This is a genomic window from Weissella tructae, from assembly GCF_000732905.1.
GTDB lineage: Bacteria > Bacillota > Bacilli > Lactobacillales > Lactobacillaceae > Weissella > Weissella tructae.
The window spans coordinates 90,917-114,198 of the sequence record NZ_CP007588.1 but is presented as its reverse complement, the minus strand read 5'-3'; the positions used below and the strand labels follow the sequence as shown (position 1 = coordinate 114,198).

At 39.9% G+C, this 23,282-nt stretch carries 19 protein-coding genes; all 19 read right to left on the bottom strand.

Annotation, left to right across the window (positions count from 1 at the left end; genetic code table 11):
* Positions 1 to 13: 13 nt before the first annotated feature.
* The 19 genes from rplI to WS08_RS00440 all read right to left on the bottom strand — a co-directional run bounded on the left by rplI (position 14) and on the right by WS08_RS00440 (position 22,987).
* On the bottom strand, positions 14 to 466 hold the full coding sequence (rplI, locus tag WS08_RS00530) for a 50S ribosomal protein L9 (RefSeq protein ID WP_009495655.1): 453 nt from the start codon (positions 464 to 466) through the stop codon (positions 14 to 16).
* A 14-nt stretch (positions 467 to 480) separates the two neighbouring features.
* Entirely contained in the window at positions 481 to 2,517 is a 2,037-nt protein-coding gene (locus WS08_RS00525) for a DHH family phosphoesterase (protein WP_009495657.1), read from the bottom strand.
* A gap of 104 nt (positions 2,518 to 2,621) precedes the next feature.
* On the bottom strand, positions 2,622 to 3,572 hold the full coding sequence (locus WS08_RS00520) for an ABC transporter ATP-binding protein (RefSeq protein ID WP_009495659.1): 951 nt from the start codon (positions 3,570 to 3,572) through the stop codon (positions 2,622 to 2,624).
* Positions 3,573 to 3,582: 10 nt separating this feature from the next.
* Positions 3,583 to 4,680: an ABC transporter ATP-binding protein gene (locus WS08_RS00515; protein WP_009495661.1), complete on the bottom strand. Its 1,098-nt coding sequence runs from the start codon at positions 4,678 to 4,680 to the stop codon at positions 3,583 to 3,585.
* A 9-nt stretch (positions 4,681 to 4,689) separates the two neighbouring features.
* Positions 4,690 to 5,715 (bottom strand): ABC transporter permease, encoded by a 1,026-nt coding sequence (locus tag WS08_RS00510; protein ID WP_009495662.1) that lies wholly within the window; start codon positions 5,713 to 5,715, stop codon positions 4,690 to 4,692.
* A gap of 11 nt (positions 5,716 to 5,726) precedes the next feature.
* Positions 5,727 to 6,647, bottom strand: a complete 921-nt coding sequence (locus WS08_RS00505; RefSeq protein ID WP_009495663.1) for an ABC transporter permease — start codon at positions 6,645 to 6,647, stop codon at positions 5,727 to 5,729.
* A gap of 55 nt (positions 6,648 to 6,702) precedes the next feature.
* Positions 6,703 to 8,331, bottom strand: a complete 1,629-nt coding sequence (locus tag WS08_RS00500; protein WP_009495664.1) for a peptide ABC transporter substrate-binding protein — start codon at positions 8,329 to 8,331, stop codon at positions 6,703 to 6,705.
* 95 nt (positions 8,332 to 8,426) lie between these two features.
* The gene (locus tag WS08_RS00495; RefSeq protein ID WP_009495665.1) at positions 8,427 to 10,073 is read right to left on the bottom strand and encodes a peptide ABC transporter substrate-binding protein; all 1,647 of its coding nucleotides are present in this window, start codon (positions 10,071 to 10,073) and stop codon (positions 8,427 to 8,429) included.
* A 199-nt stretch (positions 10,074 to 10,272) separates the two neighbouring features.
* On the bottom strand, positions 10,273 to 10,929 hold the full coding sequence (locus WS08_RS00490; RefSeq protein ID WP_009495666.1) for an amino acid ABC transporter permease: 657 nt from the start codon (positions 10,927 to 10,929) through the stop codon (positions 10,273 to 10,275).
* 1 nt (position 10,930) lies between these two features.
* Positions 10,931 to 11,578, bottom strand: coding sequence for an amino acid ABC transporter permease (locus WS08_RS00485; RefSeq protein ID WP_009495667.1), 648 nt, complete (start codon positions 11,576 to 11,578; stop codon positions 10,931 to 10,933).
* Positions 11,578 to 12,429, bottom strand: a complete 852-nt coding sequence (locus WS08_RS00480) for a transporter substrate-binding domain-containing protein (protein WP_009495668.1) — start codon at positions 12,427 to 12,429, stop codon at positions 11,578 to 11,580. The genes WS08_RS00485 and WS08_RS00480 overlap by 1 nt, the downstream gene beginning before the upstream one ends.
* Positions 12,430 to 12,439: 10 nt before the next feature.
* Complete coding sequence (locus WS08_RS00475) at positions 12,440 to 13,174, bottom strand: amino acid ABC transporter ATP-binding protein (RefSeq protein ID WP_272480952.1); 735 nt, start codon at positions 13,172 to 13,174, stop codon at positions 12,440 to 12,442.
* 172 nt (positions 13,175 to 13,346) lie between these two features.
* The gene (locus WS08_RS00470) at positions 13,347 to 14,135 is read right to left on the bottom strand and encodes a DUF6681 family protein (RefSeq protein WP_009495670.1); all 789 of its coding nucleotides are present in this window, start codon (positions 14,133 to 14,135) and stop codon (positions 13,347 to 13,349) included.
* A 1-nt stretch (position 14,136) separates the two neighbouring features.
* Positions 14,137 to 14,517 carry a hypothetical protein gene (locus WS08_RS00465; RefSeq protein ID WP_009495671.1) on the bottom strand — a complete coding sequence of 127 codons (381 nt, stop codon included), beginning with the start codon at positions 14,515 to 14,517 and terminating at the stop codon, positions 14,137 to 14,139.
* Positions 14,518 to 14,535: 18 nt separating this feature from the next.
* Entirely contained in the window at positions 14,536 to 15,099 is a 564-nt protein-coding gene (locus WS08_RS00460) for an AAA family ATPase (RefSeq protein ID WP_100223538.1), read from the bottom strand.
* A gap of 91 nt (positions 15,100 to 15,190) precedes the next feature.
* On the bottom strand, positions 15,191 to 16,162 hold the full coding sequence (locus tag WS08_RS00455) for a DUF1002 domain-containing protein (protein WP_009495673.1): 972 nt from the start codon (positions 16,160 to 16,162) through the stop codon (positions 15,191 to 15,193).
* 139 nt (positions 16,163 to 16,301) lie between these two features.
* Entirely contained in the window at positions 16,302 to 17,726 is a 1,425-nt protein-coding gene (gene pepV / locus WS08_RS00450; RefSeq protein ID WP_009495674.1) for a dipeptidase PepV, read from the bottom strand.
* Between the two features lie 185 nt (positions 17,727 to 17,911).
* Positions 17,912 to 19,615, bottom strand: a complete 1,704-nt coding sequence (locus WS08_RS00445; RefSeq protein WP_009495675.1) for a collagen binding domain-containing protein — start codon at positions 19,613 to 19,615, stop codon at positions 17,912 to 17,914.
* Positions 19,616 to 20,227: 612 nt separating this feature from the next.
* Positions 20,228 to 22,987: an LPXTG cell wall anchor domain-containing protein gene (locus tag WS08_RS00440; RefSeq protein ID WP_038566597.1), complete on the bottom strand. Its 2,760-nt coding sequence runs from the start codon at positions 22,985 to 22,987 to the stop codon at positions 20,228 to 20,230.
* Between the last annotated feature and the right edge of the window lie 295 nt (positions 22,988 to 23,282).

Here is a 23,282-nt window from a genome sequence, read left to right as displayed (position 1 = left end):
TTTATCTGATGTTTTATGCTTCTGATACGTGCACACGCAAGTCAGCATCAACATCTTTGTGCAACTTAATGCTGATAGTACGGTATCCCAACGCTTTGATTGGTTCCTTCATATCCATCTTACGCTTGTCTAGCTTAATCCCCAATTGCTTGTTGGCAGCTTCAACAACTTGCTTTGATGAAATAGCACCGAACAAACGTCCGTCTGTTCCAGCCTTAGCTTGCATTTCAACGACAACATCTTCAGCTTCTAGACGTTCCTTCAATGTTTGCGCTTCAGCCTTTTCTTCGGCTAATTCGCGATCATGCGCCTTCTTCTTACCTTGGCTAGCTGACACATTTTGCTTTGTTGCAGGCTCAGCCTTCTTGTTCTTAATCAAGAAGTTGTTGGCGTATCCATCAGGAACATCCTTAACTTCACCCTTCTTACCACGACCCTTAACATCTTCCAAAAAAATAACCTTCATAATACTATCTCCTTCTACTCTGCATCACTAGATGGCTTATTTTGCTCATCTAAGATTGCAGTTAATTGCGTATATGCTTCTTCAACTGAAATGTTTTGCATTTGTGTTGCCGCGTTATTTAAGTGACCACCGCCACCCAACTTTTCCATGACAACTTGTACATTTTCTGTACTATCTGAACGCGCAGAAATGGCAACGGTTTGATCGTCACGACGTGTGATGACATAAGATGCGTGAACCCCAATCAATTGCATCAATTCATCGGCGGTTTGCGCTGCAATAACTGAATCGTACTTCACATCATCTTCACCGATAACAACGGCTGCTTGGTCGCGCAAACTTACACGCTCAATCAAATGTGACCTATCACGATAAGATTCCAATGATTCCTTCATGAACTTTTGAATCAAACGACCATCTGCCCCAACTGAACGCAAATAACTCGCCGCATCAAACGTACGTGTTCCAGTACTAACCGTGAATGACTTTGTATCAATTTGAATCCCCGCCAATAATGACGTTGATTCGATGCGCGTTAATCCACGAACATTATTAGGTTGGTATTCGAACAATTCTGTCACCAACTCAGCTGTTGATGAAGCATAAGATTCCACATAAACCAATTGTGCTTGGGTAGGGAATTCTTCACCTCGACGATGATGATCGATCACGACCACATTATCTTCCAAAGCATCATAAACATCGGTACTTTCGGTGATTGATGGCTTTGAATGATCAACCATGATTAACAAACTGTGCGATGTTAATTGCGCCATTGCCTCACTTGAAGACAAAATAGCGTAATCTTCACCCTCTTCTTCTTTAACTTCCTTTAACAACAGCTGGATATCAGAATGAGCAGCGTCATTTTCATCGTATACAACCCATGCCGGACGATTATGCATCGTTGCAATACGTCTTACCCCTAAGGCAGCTCCAAATGAATCCATGTCTGGCCTGATGTGTCCCATAATGAACACCTGGTCCGCATGACTAATTAGATCTCCTAATGCTTGTGAGATAACACGGGCACGGACACGCGTACGCTTTGCCATTGGATTAGTCGTTCCACCAAAGAACTGTGCATCTGAATCATCAGATTTAATAACAACCTGATCTCCACCACGTCCCAAGGCCAAATCCAAATTAGATTGTGCTTCGGTTGCCAATTTATCAATTGAGATATCACCATATGAAATCCCCATACTCAAGGTAACAGGCATGTTCTGTGCAGAAGTTGCTTCACGAACATTGTCTAAAATGGTGAATTTATCTTCCGCGGCTTCATTTAATCCCTTTTGATACCCAATTAACATATACTTATCTGCCGTAATTCGACGTGTATAAATATCATGCCCAGCCATCCAAGTTGTTAATGAACGCGTCACAAATGTACGTAATGCTGATGCATCCGTATCATTTAGACGCTCACTTACTTCCGCGTAATTATCAACAGACACTTGTCCCACCATCAATTGTTGATCGGATAATGTTTGTTGTAATTCGACGTTTTCGGAAACATCAAATAGATAGACTGCTTTAATATCTGTCTGCACACGCATCTTGAATTGCTTATCAAATAGTTCCAATGGCAAATCATCACCATTAGCCTGTTTGTCGCGCGTTTCAATCCACTTATCAATATTTTTAACCATCTCAGGAGATACAACATCTAGTTGTTCCCCTACCAAATAGTCTTTACCTGCCCACGCTTGCAGACACGGATTTACCCAATTGATATAACCTTTATCGTTGTAAAGCAAAATCCCCACCGGCATTTGCAACGTCGCTTCTTGTTCACCACGCTCCACACGATATGACAAATTACTAATATAGTTACTTGTATCTTCACTAACATCTTTTAATGTGTAAAAAATAATTGCCAAAGCACCCAGTACAATAACAACCCACACGGCACCAATAATCCAGCTGATCATAAAGGCAAGTACAACACCAATAATCCCCAATAGTGCAACTAATAGTGCAACAAAAGTTAATTTTCTGTTCTGAAACACGAGTGGCAATTCTGTTTTTTTCTTTTCTGTTTTCACTAGAATATGACTCCTTACTATCGTGTTTTATATTAACGAATATTATACCACGAAACAAAAGGTGGACACAAAAAAGCACTACCCTCGCGGATAGTGCTTTTTGATTAGATCAAACCAGCTTCACGTGCACGTTCTTCATACATCGGAATTTCTTCTGGTGTCGCAGACACAAAGTGTCCTGGTGCAATTTCAACTAGTTCACGCTTTTGTCCGTCTGTTTCACGACTTGCATCGTAAACCAATGGCACACGCGCTTTCTCCACGGCCGGGTCCGGCACCGGAATAGCACTCAACAATGAGCGTGTGTAATCGTGTAGTGGGTGATCGTAAATTTCATCCGCAGGACCAATTTCAAGCATTTGTCCCCAGTGCAAGACACCAATTCGGTCAGAAATATACTTAACCATTGAAAGATCATGCGCAATAAACAAATACGTCAATTTCTTCTTCTTTTGTAAGTCTTGCATCAGATTAACCACTTGCGCTTGAATCGAAACGTCCAAGGCAGAAATTGGTTCGTCCGCAATAATAAATTGTGGCTCCATCGCTAACGCACGAGCAATACCGATACGTTGACGTTGTCCTCCAGAAAATTCATGGGGGTAACGATTAGCATGTTCTTTATTCAAACCAACTGTTTCCAATTGCTTTGCCACAATTTCATCACGTTCTTCTGAGCTACGAGCCATGTTATTGGCGTCTACTCCTTCAGCAACAATGTCTTTAACCTTCATTCGCAAGTCCAATGAGGCTTGCGGATCTTGAAAAATCATTTGCGCTTGCTTATTAAACGCCTTACGATCTGCCTTTTTCTTAATCGTCGCAATATCTTGTCCCTTAGACAAAATTTGCCCCCCAGAAATTGGTTGCAATTTCATAATTGCACGACCGATAGTTGTCTTACCAGAACCTGATTCTCCAACCAATCCAAACGTTTCCCCTTCGTAAATATCAAAGGATACATTTTGAACAGCCTTCGTTTCATTTTTACGCCCGGCGTTGAATGTAATGTCAACATTCTTAACTTCAATCAACTTCTTCTTTTCTTCTGCCATCGCGTCTCTCCTATTCTGCTAAGATAGCGTCTGAACGAACCGGCTTGGCCGTTTCGCGTTGTGCCATAGCATCTGGGTTTTCCGCAATATATGCAGCCCAACGCTTTTGGATTTCCGCTGGTAGTTCTACTTCAGGTGCACGTTCGTCCAACAACCAAGTTGCTGCAAAATGAGTTGGTGTTAATTGGAAGTAAGGTGGTTGTTCCTTCTTATCAATTGACAACGCATACTTATTACGCGCCGCAAAGGCATCCCCATGTGGTGGGTGTACCAAATCTGGTGGCGTTCCTGGAATTGCTTGTAGTTGCCCACTTTGCGTATCCACAGTTGGCATTGAATTCAACAATCCCCATGTATATGGATGTTGTGGGAAGTTAAACACTTCATCAATTGTCCCAATTTCAACAATCTTTCCAGCATACATAACGGCTACACGATCAGCCATTCCCGCTACGACACCAAGGTCGTGGGTAATGAAAATAATTGATGACTCTGTTTCAGCTTGAATTTCCTTCATCAAGTCCAAAATTTGCGCTTGAATCGTAACGTCCAACGCTGTTGTTGGTTCGTCCGCAATTAGAATATCAGGTCGGTTGATCAATGCAATTGCGATAACAATACGTTGACGCATTCCACCTGAAAATTGGTGTGGGTAATCATTCAAATGTTCTTCAGCATTTGGAATACCAACATCCTTCATCATTTCTAGTGCACGTGCCAATGCTTCTTTACGTGACAATCCTTGGTGCTTAATCAATGGTTCGGCAATTTGCATCCCGATTTTCATCGTTGGGTCCAATGATGTCATTGGGTCTTGGAAAACCATGGCAATTTCAGAACCACGAATCTTTTGTAATTCCTTTTCACCCATATGGATGATTTCACGACCATCAAAAGTAATATTTCCCTTCACAACTTCTGAGTTGTTGGCAAGTAATCCCATGATGGCGCGTGTTGTAACAGACTTTCCAGATCCAGATTCACCAACAATTGCTAGTGTTTCACCTTTGTTCAACGCGAATGAAATATCACGAATCGCTTGGACTTCACCGTTGTCTGTATGGAAATTAATTTTTAAATCTTCAACTTCAAGAATACGTTCTGACATTTCGGCCTCCTAACGTCGTGTTCGTGGGTCAAATGCATCTCGTAATCCGTCACCAAGTAAGTTAAAGGCAATCATGATCATTGATAGAATCACGGCTGGCACAACCAATTGGTAAGGGTAGAACAAGAATGCCTTAGTTCCATCATTCAACAAAGTTCCAAGTGACGCCATAGGGATAGGAATTCCTAGTCCGATAAATGACAACAAGGCTTCGAAGAAAATAGCTGATGGAATTGTAAACATCAATTGCACAATAATTGTTGATGACAAGTTTGGAATCAAGTGACGTACACCAATACGCCATGGTGATGATCCTAATGTACGCGCAGCAGAGATGTAATCTTGCTCCTTAATTGAAAGCACCCGGGCTCTGACTAATCGGGACATTCCAATCCAAGACGTCAACCCAATTCCTAACGCAATTGAGAACATTCCTGGTTGCATAACCAAAATCAACAACACGAAGATAACCAAGTTAGGAATTGATGATAGCACTTCAACAATACGTTGCATCAACGTATCTAGTCGGCCACCATTCCATCCAGAGATGATTCCATAGGTTACCCCGATGAACAAGTCAATCAAAGCAGCTATCAAAGCAACTTCTAGTGAGATACGTGTTCCATATAGGACACGCTTGAACAAGTCACGACCAAATTGGTCAGTTCCAAATAGGTAGAATGTATCAGATGGTACACCAGCTGCTTCGTACTTATCAACAACTTCGCCACCTTCTTTAACCTTACCGTCCAAACCAGGAATATTTCCTGGTAACTTTGGTGGCAAGTTTTGTTGCATCACATCTTGCTTAGCAATCGCATCAGGTGTCGCATATGGCACTGACGCAAAGGCAGCAAAGAAAATCACAATCAGAACCCACAATGAGATGAAGGCTCCCTTATTCTTCTTCAATCGACGCCAAGCATCCTTACGGAAACTCACATCTTTGGTTTGAATTGCATCCAAGTCCGCAGTTGACTTTTGCGGAAGCAACTGGAAATCAGCTGCATTTAGGTTTGTATATTGTTCAGCCATAGTTGCCTCCTTTATTTGTTCAAACGGATACGTGGGTCAATCAATCCGTACAAGATGTCAGTAATCAACAAGACCACCATCAACATCATTGAGTACACAATTGTTGTTCCCATGATAACTGGGTAATCATTCGTCAAAATTGATGAAACGAATTGTCCACCAATTCCAGGAATCGCAAAGATTTGCTCAACCACGATTGATCCAGTCATCAAATTAACTGCCATAGGTCCAATCAATGTTACCAACGGAATCAATGAATTACGTAATGCGTGCTTGTAAACCACTTCGTTACGTGACAATCCTTTAGCACGTGCTAATTCAATGTAATCAGAATTCATCACGTTCACCATTTCAGTACGAATGAATCGTGCTGTAATCGCTAATGGCGCCATTCCCAATACTACGGCTGGCAAGATTGTGTAAATGAATCCATCCCAACCAGCAATTGGCAACCAACCTAGCTTCAATCCAACAAAGTATTGTGCCAATGTGGCAAACACGAATGATGGGATAGAAACTCCTAGCACCGCAATAATTGACAACAATGTGTCACGCTTTGTATTTGCGTGCATTGCGGCAGAAGCTCCTAGTCCAATACCGGCAATCACACCGAATACCAAGGCTTCAAGTCCTAATTGAATTGAGGGTCCGATTCGTTCCCCAATCAACTTCATAACGGGTTGATTTTGGAATTGGAATGAATCCCCAAAATTCAAACGGAACGCATTTGTTAAGTAGTCCCAGTATTGCACCCACAACGGGTTGTTCAATCCATATTGCGCTTCGATCATCGCTCGTTGCTCTGGTGCCAAACGTTCAGCATTCGCTAGCGGTGACCCTGGCATCAACTTCATCAAGAAGAATGTTGCCGAAATAACAATAAAGAGGGTCAGCAAAATAATGCCGAGTCTTTTTAGAATATATTTAAACATCGCAGAAAACCTTTCTTTGTGTGATTACCTTTGCAAAAACCAACATGTAACTTTCTTACTTACGATATACCCATTTCCAATCAAAGAGAGCTCCCGCAGGATGGTAGACCATGTCCGCAATGTCTGTTCGTTGCAACGCAGGTGTTGCACGGTAGTACATTGGAATAACAGCCATCTCTTCTAAACTAATCTTTTCAGCGTCTGCATAATCTTGGTAACGCTTTTTCTCATCATTAACGTCAGTTGTGTTCGCCTTCTTAATCAATGCATCATATTCTTCATTTGACCAACCACCGGCATTAAATGCTCCACCAGTCAGGTTCAAGTCCAAGAATGATGATGGGTCCGGGTAATCCGCACCCCAAAGTGAGATGACTAGGTCGAAATCTTTACTTTGTGTCAAAGCCAAACGTTGCTTAAACGGTACAATCTTAATGTTAATCTTCAAACCATCTAATTCTTGCAATTGTGATTGTAAGAATTGAGCTGAGCTCTTCGCTGCATCTGTGTCATCAGTAACTAGTTCCAATGTCAAATCTGTTAACCCTTCAGCGCGCATTCCCTTCGCAAAAAGTTCTTTTGCTTGCTTCAAGTCATAGCCAACTGCGCCTTCCACCGTTGAAATTTCAGTGAAATCTTTGTCAGTTTTCGGATCTGTAATTAGTCCCTTTGGTGTCAAAGTTGTCGCCGGTTGCGCCGTTCCACCTAACACCTTATCAGTAAAGACTTCACGATTAATTGCATATGATAGTGCACGACGGATATCCGTATTACCTAGCGCCTTTACCTTCTTTTCATTCATTTGAATGTAGGCTGTCGTCGCAGTTGGATTATTCAAAAATGAACGATCATGCTTTGATGCATTAGCTTGTAGTGTTGATAGTTCTGCGTAGTCTGTCGCATTAGACATAAACAAGTTATATCCTGTTCCTGACTGTACTGCTTGAACACGAATGTCCTTCGTCTTCACAACATCACTATCATAGTAGAACTTATTCTTTTGTAAGAAATATTCATCACTTGATCCTGACCACTTCTTCAATACAAACGGACCTGAAGATAGGACATACTTAGCTTCTGTTCCATACTTCTTTCCCGCCTTTTCAACAAATGCTTCATTTTGTGGGAAGAAAGGAGGCATTGTCATAATATCTAACAATGCAGGCATTGGTTGATCCAATGTCACCTTCAATGTACGGTCATCCAACGCCTCAATCCCTAGCTTGGTTAGGTCTTTTTCTTCACCACTTTGAATGGCTTCTGCATTCTTCACACCTGCATATAGATATGCATATTCAGAAGCAGTCTTCGGATCGTTTGTTCGGCGCCAACCATAGACAAAATCATGGGCCGTTAGGTCATCCCCGTTCGACCACTTCAAATCTGGTCGAAGTTTAAATGTGTAAACCGTCCCTTTTTCACTTGTCTTATATGATTCCGCCAACGCTAATGCTGGTTCACCATCTTTATCTTGTCTTGTTAATCCATCCCCCGTTGCTGTCAATCCATTAAAGTCTTGTGCAGCGGACACCTTAGATGGATCCATCGTTGATAGAGGTGCCTTATCCACCCAACGAATCATATTATTATTTTTAACCGCGGCATGGACACCTACGACACCGACTCCACTAAACACAGCGATTGCCGCTGCAACTGTTGTTATTTTCTTCATTCCCCAGTTCATATGCTACCCTCCACCATTTTCATTTATGAGAGATTTCTAATGTATTTCGAATAGTATACTGGAGTTTAAATTAAAAAACAATGAGAAAAGGCAGGTTACTTGACACGCTTAATCCATTTGAAGTCAAATGTTGCACCAGCAGCATGGTACGCCATGTCTTCAATGTCAGTTCGCTCTAAGGCTGGCGTTGATCGGTGATACATTGGAATAACTCCCACTTGATCAGTCAAAACTTTTTCTGCTTCAACATAATCTTGGTAACGTTTTTCGGCGTCACTTGCATCTGTTATAATAGCTTTCTTAATCAAATTATCATATTCCTCATTTGACCAAGAACCTCCATTAAATGAACCGCCCGTTTGGAATAGGTCCAAGAATGTTGATGGGTCAGCATAGTCAGCTCCCCAAATGGTAATAATCAAATCAAATGTGCGTGTTTCTTGCATTGCAATACGTTGCTTGAACGGTACAATCTTAATGTTGATTGTTAGCCCTTCTAATTCTTGCAATTGTGATTGTAGATATTGCGCTGAGTTCTTAGCAGCATCTGTGTCATCAGTTGCTAATTCTAATGTTAATTCTGTTAATCCTTCAGCGCGCATTCCCTTCGCAAACAATTGACGTGCCTTTTCTAGGTCATATCCAATTGCGCCATCTGTCTTTGAAAGGTCTGTAAAGTCCTTACCTGTCTTAGGGTCTGTAACCAATCCCTTCGGCACTAATGTTTCCGCCGGAATTGCTGTTCCACCTAACACCTTGTCCGTGAATGTTTCACGGTCAATGGCGTATGATAATCCACGTCGAATGTCGACATTGTCCAAAGCCTTCACTTGCTTACGGTTCATTTGAATGTATGCTGTTGAACCACCTGGATTATTAATGTAAGCACGATCATGTTTCGATCCAGTTGCTTGCAATGTTGATAGTTCAGCGAAATCTGTCGCATTTGACAGGAACAGGTTATATCCTGTTCCTTGTTGGACAGAACGAACACGAATTTCATTTGTCTTCACAACGTCACTATCATAGTAGAACTTATTCTTTTTCAAGTAATATTCATCACTTGCTCCTGACCAATTTTCAATTGTGTATGGTCCTGATGCCAAAACATATTTTGCTTCTGATCCATATTGCTTACCTGATTCTTCAACAAATTTTTGGTTTTGTGGGAAGAATGGCGGCATTGTTAACAAATCTTTCAGCGCTGCCATTGGTTGGTCTAACGTCACTTCCAATGTACGATCATCAAGTGCTTTTACACCCAATTGTGTCAAATCAGTAATTTTACCGGTTTGAATTTTATCAGCATTCTTAATACCTTCAAACAAGTAGGCATATTCAGCCGCTGTCGTTGGATCGTTTGTTCGACGCCAACCATATACGAAATCATGTGCCGTTAGGTCATCCCCGTTTGACCATTTCAAATCTGGTCGTAGTTTAAAGGTATACACCGTTTTCGCATCATTCGTATCTACTGATTCTGCCAAAGATAATTCCGGTACTCCCTTCATATCTTGACGATACAAACCATCACTCACCGCTGTCATACCAGTAAAATCTTGATTGGCTGACACTTTCGATGGATCCATTGTTGTTAGCGGTGCCTTATCAACCCAACGAATCATATCATCGTTTTGGGTTGATTTAGCTTTCGCAACTGAACTCGTAATAGCTGTGCCAATACCCCCGACGGCCAATGCCGCTAAAGCTATATACGTAAATTTTTTCATTCCCGACTTCATATATACCCCTCCATATTAGTGCGGTCCCCCGTGCTTCTTAATACCATACTAAGAAAACACCACAAAGCTGTTGAATATTGTAAATAAATCTAACATTAACTACATATATATATTTTATAAATGAAATTAACTACAGTTTCAGAAAAATGGTTATAAAAAAAGAGACCCTCGCTCAAAAAACAAGAATCTCAAATTGTTACTATGCCTTCATTCGTCGGTCCATGTAACGTCCGAATTGAGAAATAGTGTAGTTCAACACAAAATACAACAAAGCCAACATGATAAACATCGGCACGATTTGATTTGGATTTTGTGCATAAATTGTTTGCGCACGATATGTTACATCCGGCAACATGATAATAGTTGCCAATGATGTGTCCTTAATCAATGACACAAACTGTGATACCAATGGTGGGATCATCTTCTTATACGCTTGTGGTAACAGAATTTGAATCAACGTCTGACGCATATTCAAACCATTAGAACGTGCACCTTCTAATTGTCCCTTCGGTACTGCAATAATACCTGAACGCACAATTTCAGCAATCATCGCTGATTCAAACACCGTCAGCGCAATAATCGTAGATGCCATGACATTAAAATGGATACCAATCTTTGGCAATGCAAAGTACGTAAAGAAAATAATCAACAATAGCGGCAAGTTTCGAATAATATCAATAATAAAGCCGACGATTGGTGATACGACGCGGATATTCAAGTAACGAATAATCCCCAACAATGATCCAATAATAAAACTAAATACAATTGAAACAACGGAAACTTGAATCGTCACCCATAGTCCCATCAATAAGAAGCGTAGGTTCAACCATGAAAATGCTTGTAGAAAATCTTGCATGTTAGTTACCCCCGCCGACTAATTTATGTTCTAGATGACGCATGTAGTAACTTAACGGCATCGTTAGGATTAGATAGAATACAGCCACAATAATATATGGACCGAATGTATCAAAAGTCGTTTGCGAAATTGCATTGGCTTGATACATCAAATCCATTCCTGCGACGAAAGCCAACACTGATGAATTTTTGATCAAACTGATGAATTGATTTCCCAATGGGGGAATAACCAACTTAAAGGCTTGTGGCAATACAACATGCCACATACTTTGATACCAGTTCAAACCATTAGACATTGAACCTTCTAATTGCCCCTTTGGTACTGCCAATATTCCGGCACGCACAGTCTCGGCGATGAACGCTGAACTATACAATGTTAGCCCTAACGTTCCTGACGCAAATCCATCCAAATGCCACACACGTGCGACAACAACATAGAAAAACATTGTAATCACCAACAAAGGAATGTTACGAACAATTTCTACGTAAATATTTGCGACTTTATTCGCAAAGCGGTTTGGCATTACTTGCATCAAGGCAAATAATGTCCCTAAGACAGTGGCACCAACCAAAGCAATTAAACTTGCCAAGATTGTCCAACCAAATCCTGTTATGAAGGCATCTGAGTGTTCTGTAAATAGTGTCCACATTACTTAGTTACCTCCTTCCAATCAAGTCCACGTACTTCACCAAACCATTTTTCAGCTAATTTATCGTAGCTACCATCTGCACGCATTTCGGCCAAAGCCTTGTTTGTTGCGGCTTCCAACTTAGGTTCGTTCTTTGAAAACGCCATTGCATATTCTTCAGATGTAAACGCGCCACCAACAATCTTCAAATTAGGCTTATCAGCGCCTAATCCAAATAAAATTGTGTTGTCACTAGTAATGGCATCTCCTTGCCCTGATTCCAACGCAGTCATAGCTGTCGCATAATCAGGTAAACCAACAACTTGTGCTTTAGGTGCAAATTCCTTAATATTCTCAGCTGAATTAGTTCCAGTTACGGCTAAAATCTTAGCGCCTTTGTAATTCACATCTTCAACCGACTTAATCTTACTATTGTCTGGTACCATGATTGATTGCCCAGCCTTAAAGTAATGATCTGAGAAATTAACGACCTTTTTACGTTCGTCTGTAATCGTCATTGTGGCAATAATGGTATCAATGTTTCCATTCAACAACATTGGTACTCGTGTACCCGCTGTAACTTGTGTTAATTCAGCTTTTGCATTTGGGTTAATACGCTTTGTTAATTCCTTAGCAAGGTCAACTTCAAATCCTTGGTATTCACCAGACGCAATGTCCATCACACCAATTAATTTTGTATCCCCTTTTATTCCCCAAGTCATAACGTCAGATTCCATCACACGATCATATGCAACGTTCTTTTGTGACGCACGTGCTTTATTTGCGCTCAATTGGTTAACTGCTGCCCAAGCACCTAGAGCGACCAATACAACTGCGCCCCAAGTGAATAGCTTTTTTGTATTACTTTTCATAACTAGCCCCCTAATGCACAATTTGTGACAAGAAGTGACGTGCACGTGGTTCATTTGGATGTTCAAAGAATTGTGCAGTTGGCGCATCTTCTAAGACTTCACCGTCTGCCATAAAGATAACACGGTCTGCAACTTGCTTAGCAAATCCCATTTCATGTGTCACAACGACCATGGTCATTGAAGAATCTTCCGCGATTTCACGCATAATTTTCAAAACACCATTAACCATTTCCGGATCCAACGCTGATGTTGGTTCGTCAAATAAGATGGCCTTAGGTTTCATTGCCAATGAACGCGCAATCGCAACACGTTGTTGTTGTCCTCCAGAAAGCGCTGATGGGAACTTTTCTGCTTGATCAGCCAATCCAACACGTTCTAGCAAAGCCATTGCAATTTCACGGTTTTCAGTTTCGTCACGCTTCAAAACTAAACGAGGGCCAAGCATAATATTTTCAATAATTGTCTTATTTGCATATAGATTAAAATGTTGGAATACCATTCCCACATCTTTACGAATCATATTCAAGTCCGTGTGTTCATCTGCCAAATCACGATCATTAACAATTAATTGACCTGATTCAATTGTTTCTAGTCCGTTAATTGTACGAATTAATGTTGACTTACCTGACCCAGATGGGCCAAGCAAGACCACTGTTTCACCTGCATCGATTTCTAAATTAATGTTTTTCAAAGCATGGAACTTTCCATAATACTTTTCGACATCTTTAAACTCGATCATTGACATTTGGGCCTCCTCGCTAACAACCGTTAGCTTTTTCTATTAATTAAACATCACTACTACCATTGTGAGGTTTCCAGTGAACTTTATCCCATAGTATTCAAAATTCCGAACATTGTCAATCAGTATGTGATATAAGTTTACATTTTTAGGCATTAAAAAAAGCCTAGCCTTTTGGCTAGACTTCTTTATTTTTGTATGCTAATTCGACCTTTAATTCGTATGGATATTTCACTTCAGACAGCCCATTACGACCCATTTCATGAGCCGTACCGCCTGATATACCAACGGTTGCGACGAAAAAGTCGTATTGCTTCATAGCCATCGAAACAGGTTGTAATCCAACCTGTTCAACATGGCCCAATTGTTGCGCCGTCATTTCATTTAGTCCACCGACCACAATCAATCGATTACCATCGTTTTCCAAACGATAAAAGGGTAACTCTATCCGATTGTTCGCATATAAAACGTTTTTCCCATTTTTCAGAACTTTGACTTGCTCTTTAACCGAAAGATTATCATATGCATCTTCAATCAATCCATGTTCGTCCAATTTATTTACAATTTCTTCTAAATATTTTTGGTGCTCCCCTTCAGATATGACCAACGCTGGTAATACATCTTCCGTTCTATACAACCCACTCGCTGGTACAAATTGGACATTATTCCCTGCGGCAGCGTCTGGATTGGCTACATATTTCGCAAATAATGGTGAAATATCCCATTTGACAGATTTTTCTGTAAAGTAATACATGAAATTAATAAGTGCCACGTAAAAAATCAACAACATCGCCAAACCCAACAACGCACCTTGCATATATGCTTGATTCTTGAAATACGCATATGTTAGATGAGCCAAATAAGCGACTCCAAAAAAGTCGATAATCGTATAGATGCGACCCTTTAACCGAGAATTTACGTTAAAGACACTAAAATAGCTATTAAAAAGATCTAAAAGCGAAAACATATTACTCCGCCTCCTTCTTCGCAACGTCTGCGACAACTTCTGAGCTAGATGAACTTGAAGTCACCGATGATGATGATTCAGATGGTAACACGGAAGATTCTGAATTACTCTGTCCACTAACAGTTGATTCAGACTCAGAGATGTCATTCGGACTCTTCGATACTGCACTTGAAGTTTCACTAGTCGTATTATTTGAAGTTGTTTCCTCGTTAGCGGATTCCGTACTCAAAGAAGAAGTATCCTTTTTCTCAGACGTTTCCTTAACCGGCGCACCATTACGAGTGTTAGTTGAAACATTTACCACGGCATTCCCTGCACTCAATGCAATTATGAGTGACAACAAGGCAACGGGAGTAATAAATGGTGGTGTTCTTTTTTTCATGACATACCTCCTTGTACGTTAGACTCTAATCGCCGATTGTACAATCTCATCAATTTCTGAACGCGCCGCATCCCAATCATCATTCATCACGACATGTGCGCGTTCTTTTAATCCTGGCAAAATCATTAAATCACGTTGATATTCTTCACTGTTTAATCGTTGTGCAATTGCTTCAACATCATCTCCACGCTTTTCCAGACGTTCCAGCAAATCTGCTCGTTCACTGACATCTAGATAAATAACAACAACTTCACCTTCTGGTAAATCTTGTAAATAAGTCACAGCGCCCATTGGATCTAGCACAATTGTAATTAATTGATTCTTTTCCCACGCACGCTCTAGCCCTTCAACAGAAGAACCATATTTATAACCACTGTAACTCACTTCTTCCAAAAAATGATTACGATCAAAACTATCATTTGATTCAAAATAATAGTCCACGCCATCTTCTTCACCTTCACGAGGCGGACGTGTAGTGTGTGTAATCACTTTTGGCATTTCATAAAATTCATTCAGGTACTTTGTAACAGTTGTCTTTCCTGTTCCTGTATTTCCTGTTACTACAAAGACGCGACGTTGCAAATTCTTCACCTTTTCTCTTTCCATATCACCGATACATTGGCAATAAACAACAATATCCTATTGTCACCAATAGGATATCACATTTGTTCAATTATTGATTACCACCAAAGAGTCCACTAAAGAAATTCTTAACTGGTTCCCAGATATTAATCGTAAACCAATTCGCAACTTCTTTTGCGTCTTGAGAATTCGCAAAGTCTTTTGCTTTTGCCATCAAATCACCAGCAGAATTAGATAAAGTATCCGCTAAGTTATTCGCTGACTTCACAAAGTCCGCTGAATCTGAAATCGGTGCATTATTGACTAATTGAATTGAATTCGCAATTGCATTAATGTTTGCTTCACCTGTTTGGTCTTTAATCCCTTGCTTATCCAAATTAACAATCAACTTGTCGATAATAATGTTGATCGTAATATTTTTACCTGCTTGCTTATCCGCAGCTAAATCACTAGTTGTTTGTGTTACTGCCGATGTTAGTTTTCCCGCATACTTACCATCATTCGCATTTTCTGAAATGGCTGCTGATGTAGATGACAAAACATCATTCGCTGCGGTTGTATTTTCATTGTTTAAATCTACACCATCGGCTTCTAATGCTTTATAGACACCCGCCAACGCTGCTTCTCCTGAAACAGGTACATTAGCTGTAACAGTGATAATAACATCTTTAACACCTGCCATCGTCGCCGCCATTGCATATTGTTGGGCTGTAACTTGTGTAATATTGTTCTTCGCTTCAAACGCTTCAATATTAACCAATGTTCCTGCACCTGCTTTTCCTGGTGCCAACGCAACCGAACTAATCATGACACTATCACTTACCCCTTGCAAGCCAAGATACGCAGCATCACTACCTTTAGTCGTTAGTTGTGTATAGTTCGATGTCACACCTAACGTTTGTGCAATTTGATGCTTTTGCTGTGCCGCATCTCCATATACAACATATGGCTTATTTAACGCACGTTGTTGCTCTCCAGTTGCCATCGCAGAAACATGACTAGTCCCCACCAAACCACCCAATACCACAGTGGTTAACACAATTGTTCCAACCTTTTTCCACATGTTGGTTTTCCCCCGATTTTTTTGATTATTTGCATTTATTTTAGCAGTTTTCACCTTAAAAAGCTCATAAAAAAAGAAGTGAAATCCCTTTGAATTTCACTCCTAATTATTCATTACTCATCAAGCAATCATTAGTTTCTTAATAATTAGCCAAATCGTTCATTGATTGTGCAAAAATAGCCATTGAACGTGTCAAATCAGCTACTGGGTAGAATTCATCTGCTTGGTGCATTGTATCAGGTACACCTTCAAACATCGCTCCAAACGCAACTCCACGCTTCAATAGACGACCAAATGTTCCACCACCGATAACAAGTTCTCCTGCAGGCAATCCTGTTTGTTCACGGTAAACACGTAGCAACGTTTCTACAAGAGGATCATTCCCTGGTACGTAGTGCGGCGTCATTCCGTGTCCTTCAATTGCAACACTTGCAGCAAACTTCGCTGGCAAGGCATCACGCAAATCAGCTTCGATTTGTGCGGCTGTAATATTTTGAGGGTAACGGAAGTTAGCATCAATAAATCCATCTTCGTTAGCAGCAAAACGTTGAATACCAACGTTCATTGACAAATCACCCATCAAATCATCATGAGTTGCTGCACCAATCTTTTCAGCTACTGTATCATCATGTAGCTTATCCCCTAGCAAAGCCAAGAATCCAGCTGCATCTGCATCAAAATTCTTAGTTTGTAGGAAGTTCGCCAAGAATGTCCCAGCATTCAAACCAGTTTCAGGCTTAGCACCGTGAACTTGACGACCAAAGAACTTAAATGTTACTTGATCACCATCCACAGAAGCTTCTCCTGTTACACGAGTTTCAGCCGCCAAGTAGGCTTCCATAGATTCAACCATTGCAGCTGCTGCATCAGTCTTAACAACCGCAATCGCAGTTCCTGGAACCATGTTTGGGCGTTCACCAGCAGCAAATGAAACCAAGTAATCACCTGATCCATTTTCACCGCTAAAGCGAGTTACAACTGAAACATTTCCCTTTTCACCGTTAATGATTGGGAATTCTGCATCAGGTGAGAATCCCATTGTTGGTTCCCCATATTCTGCAAAGAATTCATCCATTCCAGTCCAGTCAGATTCTTCATCGATTCCCACAACAAAAGTGATCTTACGCTTCAAAGGAACACCCATGTCTTTAAGCATCTTCATTGCATAGTACGCTGTAAAAGTAGGCCCCTTATCATCTGATGCGCCACGAGCATACAAACGACCATCTTCGATAGTAGGTGTAAATGGATCCTTAGTCCAACCGTCTCCGGCCGGCATAACATCTAAGTGACCAATAACGGCTACAGATTCTTCTGCATCTTCTGGTCCCATTTCTGCATATGCTACTAGGTTCTTAAACATTCCTGTACGGAATCCATCGCGTTCTGCTAAAGCAACAAACTTATCCAAAGCCGCTGCGGGACCAGGTCCCAACGGTGCCAATTCAGTCGCTGCCGCATCATCACGAACTGACTCAATTGCCAACATTTCCTTCAAATCTGTTAGTAAAGCATCTTCATACTTTAAAGAATTTGATAACCACTTACCTTGCTCTGTTGTCATAACATTCGCCTCCATCATTTAATTAGATACTATTATATCACTTGTTTGTTAAATAACTATCTTTATCATGCAATGAAAAAAGCTCTAGCAAGTATATTTGCTAGAGCTTTTTATGTGTCATACACCCTAAGACGTATGTGGTCTTACTTATGTGTTAAAAATTTCATTAGATATGCAACGACTAATTACTTAGCTGAACGACGGCGGAACAACAATCCAGCAAATGCCATCAATACTAGTCCAACAACTGCAAACAACTTGTTATCTTCTGAACCTGTGTTTGGCAATTCTGCAGCCTTAACAGTTTCTGACTTAGCAACAGTCTTCTTTGATACTGGCGCAACTGTCTTTTCTTCCTTCTTAGCAGGAACGATTGCCTTAACTGTCTTAGGAGTAGTCTTGTTTTCCTTCTTAGGTGCAGTCACCTTAGGAGTAGTCTTGTTCTCCTTCTTAGGAGTAACCTTTTCTTCCTTCTTAGGTTCGATTACTTCTGGAGTTGGCTTTGTTTCTTCTGGCGCAACGTGAACTTCTGGTTGTGTTACTTCAGCTGATTCATTTGCATTGTTTTCTTGTTCTGTAACGTTTCCATTTTCTGGTGTTACTTCTTCAAGTTCTTCTACTTCTTCAAACGGTACATTTTCTTCAGTTCCATCAACGTGAATTTCTTCTTCCTTAGATCCATCCACATTATGCATGTTGTCTTCTTCTTCAGTAACGTTTCCGTGATCTGGTGTTACTTCTTCAAGTTCTTCCAATTCTTCAAATGGTACTTCTTCTTCAGTTTCATCAACGTGAATCTCTTCCTTCTTAGGTTCGTCCACATTATGCATGTTATCTTCTTCTTCAGTAACGTTTCCGTGATCTGGTGTTACTTCTTCAAGTTCTTCGACTTCTTCAAATGGAATTTCTTCTGTTTCTTCAGTTGGTGTCTTTTCTTCTTCTTCATCACCTTCAATGGCACCTGACATCAAAACATTCTTAACACTTGATGCCCCTTCAATTGAAGTTGGTGATTCGTTCAAGATTTGGTAATCAGCCTTAAAGTCATTTGACAACGTCTTTTGCTTCTTACCATCTTCAGTCAAACGTGTTTGGTAGTTAATTCCGATTGTGTTTCCACTAACAGCTGCATCACGCAAAGTCATTTCGAATGAATTACCGTTTACAACTAACTTACCTTGTTCTGCAGTCAGCGGTTGCCCATTGATTGTGATTGACCCTTCTACGAATTCGTGACCCTTACCAAGCGTGTCACGGACTAGTGTATCTCCTGACACTTGCAAACGGCCTGCATTCACAACAATGTACCAGTCAATCAATTCTGCATCGTTTTCATTAACGTTTCCACCCTTGTAAGCAAAGTCAGGCGCAGTTTGATTACCACCATCACCTTCGTTCGCAACAGGATATCCATGCACGGTTACGTTAGGGAATGGGTTAGCCTTAGTACCTAAGTCTAGGTTAACTTCCTTTGATGTTCCGCGTTCAATATTTTCAGTAGCTTTAATACTAAACTTCAAACTTCCTTTAATGTGGTTTTTCTTTGTAACCTTATCATTAAAGATAACACGTACGCGGTTTGCTTCAACGATAACTTCCGCATAGTCTTCCAACATCATCTTGTTAGCGAAACCCTTAAATTCTTCTGGAAGAGTGAAAACAAGTTCATCTCCCGGTTGGAATTCATGTCCTTCCTTTTCACTAAACTCCATACTAATCTCACCAATTTCTCGTGGTTGGAATACATTTTGAGATGACGTGATTTTATCCACAAATGGAGATGAATCGATTACACTTGCATGTGCGCTCACACCTACAAACATTGCAATCACAAAACTAAATACTGCCATAACAACCCAAATTGGTCGTGTGATCATTGCGTTCTTCATATTACTACTTCCTCATACATTTATTTTTAAAATATTTTTTAATAAGTTTTCTATGTGATACTCATATGTCCTTATCAACTTAATTAAAGATACAGTGCCTAGACAACATATACCAGTTTTTAAATTTTCGGTTTTTTAAAAAAAAACATCAAAAAAGAAGAAAAAACCGCTATAAATCAATGTTTACATAGGACAAAGTAATTTATTTTTAAAATAAAATCGTGAATATTAAAACAGTGCACACCGTATTTAAATCATCAAATGATATAAAAACATATAATTGACACCGTTTACAATAAACTATATGAACAATGTATACAAAAATACAATAAAGCTACACAGAGCCGTTTAATCAACATTAAATTCACAAAAGGAATCCAAACACATCATAAAACAACATCAAAACATATAAATTAGTATGCAGCAGAAAACAAAACAAAAAACCTGTATAGCATCAAAAAATTCAAAAAAACACACATTACGGACTATACCAATTACAAAATATTCGTTTTTCAAAAAAGAAAAGCACCTAATTTCTTCAATTCGAAAAAATTAGGTGCTTTTTATGTCACATTCTAAACCCAACACGTAAATTAATAAATGTCCTAGGAATTACTTTAATATACGACGCTTAAACAAAAGCCCAAACATCATAAGAACCCCTAGTAACACGATCCAATAATTGGATTTTGACCCAGTCATAGGTAATTCTTCATGCCCTGTCACATTCTCATCTTCTTCACGTACATCAACGTGAATTTCCGGTTGATTTGTTTCAACGTTTTCTGTTGCGTGGTTTTCAACTTCTGTTTCAGTCGTGTTGTTTGTTTCGATTGCTTCTAATTCTTCCAACTTGTCTGATTCATCAGCGTTTTCTTCTTCGCGTACATCAACGTGAATTTCCGGTTGGTTTGTTTCAACGTTTTCCGTTGTGTGGTTTTCAACTTCTGTTTCAGTCGCGTTGTTTGTTTCGATTGCTTCTAATTCTTCCAACTTGTCTGATTCATCAGCATTTTCTTCTTCACGTACGTCAACATGATTTTCCGGTTGGTTTGTTTCAACGTTTTCTGTTGCGTGGTTTTCAACTTCTGTTTCAGTCGCGTTGTTTGTTTCGATTCCTTCTAGTTCTTCCAACTTGTCTGATTCATCAGCGTTTTCTTCTTCACGTACATCAACGTGAATTTCCGGTTGGTTTGTTTCAACGTTTTCTGTTGCGTGATTTTCAACTTCTGTTTCAGTCGCATTGTTTGTTTCGATTTCTTCTAGTTCTTCCAACTTGTCTGATTCATCCAATAACTCTTCATGTGTCTCAAGATGAACACCTAAGTTATCATCTTCACCCGTAGTGTAGTCTTCCAAATCCTTCAAATTACCTGATTCATCAAACTCTTCCAACTTGTCTGATTCATCAACGTTTTCTTCTTCACGTACATCAACGTGAATTTCCGGTTGGTTCGTTTCAACGTTTTCTGTTGCGTGGTTTTCAACTTCTGTTTCAGTCGCGTTGTTTGTTTCGATTTCTTCTAGTTCTTCCAACTTGTCTGATTCATCAGCATTTTCTTCTTCACGTACATCAACGTGAATTTCTGGTTGGTTCGTTTCAACATTTTCCGTTGCGTGATTTTCAACTTCTGTTTCAGTCGCGTTGTTTGTTTCGATTTCTTCTAATTCTTCCAACTTGTCTGATTCATCAGCGTTTTCTTCTTCACGTACATCAACGTGAATTTCTGGTTGGTTCGTTTCAACATTTTCCGTTGCGTGATTTTCCACTTCTGTTTCAGTCGCGTTGTTTGTTTCGATCTCTTCTAGTTCTTCCAACTTGTCTGATTCATCAACGTTTTCTTCTTCACGTACATCAACGTGAATTTCTGGTTGATTTGTTTCAACGTTTTCCGTTGCGTGATTTTCCACTTCTGTTTCAGTCGCGTTGTTTGTTTCGATTTCTTCTAATTCTTCCAACTTGTCTGATTCATCAGCCTTTTCTTCTTCACGTACATCAACGTGAATTTCTGGTTGGTTTGTTTCAACATTTTCTGTTGCGTGGTTCTCAACTTCTGTTTCAGTCGCGTTGTTTGTTTCGATTTCTTCTAGTTCTTCCCACTTATCTGATTCATCGGGAATCTCTTCTTCACGTACATCAACGTGAATTTCTGGTTGGTTTGTTTCAACATTTTCTGTTGCGTGGTTCTCAACTTCTGTTTCAGTCGCGTTGTTTGTTTCGATCTCTTCTAGTTCTTCCCACTTATCTGATTCATCGGGAATCTCTTCTTCACGTACATCAACGTGAATTTCTGGTTGATTTGTTTCAACGTTTTCCGTTGCGTGGTTTTCAACTTCTGTTTCAGTTGCATTGCCTGATTCAACATCTTCCAACGTCTCTAGATTACCTGATTCGTCAGGAATAACTTCTTCGTCTTGGTTAGCATGATGCTCCACCATATCTCCACCAAGAGATCCTGACATCAAAACGTTACTAACTGAGGCAGAATCTGTAATTTGATCCTTGCGAGCATTTTTAATCTGGAAATCTGCAGTAAATGAATTGGTTAGGTTTTTCATGCTTTCCCCAACACTGTTTAAACGTGTTTGATAAAAAATACCTACACCACGTCCATTTACAAATGATTGGCTCAACACTAAATCAAACGAACGCTTCTTAGCATTTAAAACATCTTGCTTTTCCGGCACTGGCTCTCCATCAATCATAATTGATCCTGGTACCAGTTCATGACCAAATCCTAAAACATCACGAATAAATACATCATCAGCAACTTGTAAATTCATTGGATTAACAACAATGTACCAGTCAATCAAACGAGCATCATCTTCGTTAACGCTTCCACCCTTATACGCAAAATCAACATCACCTTGTTGTTGGTTGTTTTCTTCAGGGTATCCATGAACCAAGACACTTGGGTAATCAGCCATGGCCGTTCCCAAATGAAGCGGCACATCTCGATGACTTCCACGTGCAACATCTTCAGAACCTTTTACTCCAAAACTAATCTTAATCTTAGTATTCTTACGGTCATGAATCTTACCAGTAAACTTCACAACAACGCGATCCTTTAAGACACGCACCTGCGCAAAATCGTCTAGCCACATATTTTGCCCAAATCCCTTTAATTCTGCTGGCAACTTAAAGACAATTTCATCTCCAGGCTTAAATGTGTGCCCATTCTTTTCACTAAATTCAATTGTAATTTCACCCGTTTCACGTGGGTGGAATTCTTTCACATTCGTCGAAACCTTATCCATGAAGGGTGAGGCATCAATAACATTCGCTTGAACATGTGTCCCCACAAATAAACCAAGTACAACTGTAACGACTACTGTCATTAAACGTCCTGAAATTTTCATTTTGTTAATCATTCGTCTACCCTCCCAATAAAGTTTTCAAATTATATATGTATTGCCTTACGGCATTCGATTTGTTTTTGCAATTCCTTGCAAAAATTAACATACATTAAATTAACTTACTTTTAGAGAGTGCGCCAGCTTGTGTTTTTCTTCTTTCATAAAAAAAAGCGCATTTGTTTTCACAAACGCGCTACCTCAACCTTTTTTCAATTTCACATTCTTTTTTCAATATTTTTTGATACTATACGTCTGAATAGTAGATAGTAAAACGTTTCACATAATCTATATAATATAGTTTAAATATCGT

Coding starts and splice junctions, on each gene's coding strand:
- WS08_RS00465 (WP_009495671.1), bottom strand. CDS start 14,517: ATGAAAAAAAGAACACCACCATTTATTACTCCCGTTGCCTTGTTGTCA.
- WS08_RS00485 (WP_009495667.1), bottom strand. CDS start 11,578: ATGTGGACACTATTTACAGAACACTCAGATGCCTTCATAACAGGATTT.
- WS08_RS00475 (WP_272480952.1), bottom strand. CDS start 13,174: ATGTCAATGATCGAGTTTAAAGATGTCGAAAAGTATTATGGAAAGTTC.
- pepV (WP_009495674.1), bottom strand. CDS start 17,726: ATGACAACAGAGCAAGGTAAGTGGTTATCAAATTCTTTAAAGTATGAA.
- WS08_RS00500 (WP_009495664.1), bottom strand. CDS start 8,331: ATGAACTGGGGAATGAAGAAAATAACAACAGTTGCAGCGGCAATCGCT.
- WS08_RS00480 (WP_009495668.1), bottom strand. CDS start 12,429: ATGAAAAGTAATACAAAAAAGCTATTCACTTGGGGCGCAGTTGTATTG.
- WS08_RS00505 (WP_009495663.1), bottom strand. CDS start 6,647: ATGTTTAAATATATTCTAAAAAGACTCGGCATTATTTTGCTGACCCTC.
- WS08_RS00495 (WP_009495665.1), bottom strand. CDS start 10,073: ATGAAGTCGGGAATGAAAAAATTTACGTATATAGCTTTAGCGGCATTG.
- rplI (WP_009495655.1), bottom strand. CDS start 466: ATGAAGGTTATTTTTTTGGAAGATGTTAAGGGTCGTGGTAAGAAGGGT.
- WS08_RS00490 (WP_009495666.1), bottom strand. CDS start 10,929: ATGCAAGATTTTCTACAAGCATTTTCATGGTTGAACCTACGCTTCTTA.
- WS08_RS00510 (WP_009495662.1), bottom strand. CDS start 5,715: ATGGCTGAACAATATACAAACCTAAATGCAGCTGATTTCCAGTTGCTT.
- WS08_RS00515 (WP_009495661.1), bottom strand. CDS start 4,680: ATGTCAGAACGTATTCTTGAAGTTGAAGATTTAAAAATTAATTTCCAT.
- WS08_RS00440 (WP_038566597.1), bottom strand. CDS start 22,987: ATGATTAACAAAATGAAAATTTCAGGACGTTTAATGACAGTAGTCGTT.
- WS08_RS00520 (WP_009495659.1), bottom strand. CDS start 3,572: ATGGCAGAAGAAAAGAAGAAGTTGATTGAAGTTAAGAATGTTGACATT.
- WS08_RS00445 (WP_009495675.1), bottom strand. CDS start 19,615: ATGAAGAACGCAATGATCACACGACCAATTTGGGTTGTTATGGCAGTA.
- WS08_RS00455 (WP_009495673.1), bottom strand. CDS start 16,162: ATGTGGAAAAAGGTTGGAACAATTGTGTTAACCACTGTGGTATTGGGT.
- WS08_RS00470 (WP_009495670.1), bottom strand. CDS start 14,135: ATGTTTTCGCTTTTAGATCTTTTTAATAGCTATTTTAGTGTCTTTAAC.